This is a genomic window from Mycobacterium sp. NGS26, assembly GCF_059813025.1.
Window position 1 is genome coordinate 1 of sequence record NZ_JCALDU010000042.1, and the last position, 403, is coordinate 403.

Annotated in this window: 1 protein-coding gene; it reads left to right on the forward strand. The window is 70.0% G+C overall.

The window, feature by feature from the left end:
• The coding region (locus AC5Y6X_RS24470) for an AMP-binding protein (protein WP_499989726.1) at window positions 1-403 on the forward strand (403 nt) is incomplete at both ends.

Below are 403 nucleotides of genomic sequence, written 5' to 3' on the forward strand. Positions count from 1 at the left end.
CTGGAGGGGTGGGGGAATCGGGTGGTGCTGACCCAGCCCGCAGCGGCGCCGGTGTCGATCCCGGTGCTGTGGGCCGCGCAGGTGGGGCGCAGCCCGGATGCGGTGGCGGTCAGCTTCGCGGGCCGCCACATGACGTATCGGGAGCTCGATGAGGCGTCTAACCGGTTGGCGCAGTTGCTGATTGGCCGCGGTGTGGGCCCGGGTGAGTGTGTGGCGTTGCTGGTGCCGCGTTCGGCGCAGGCGATCATCGCGGTGTTGGGGGTGCTCAAGACCGGGGCGGCTTATGTGCCCATCGACCCCGATCTTCCCGATGCGCGGATCGGGTTCTTACTCACCGATGCCGCCCCGGTCGCGGTGATCACCACCACCGGGTTGGCTGGCCGGCTGGCTGGGTGCGATGTGG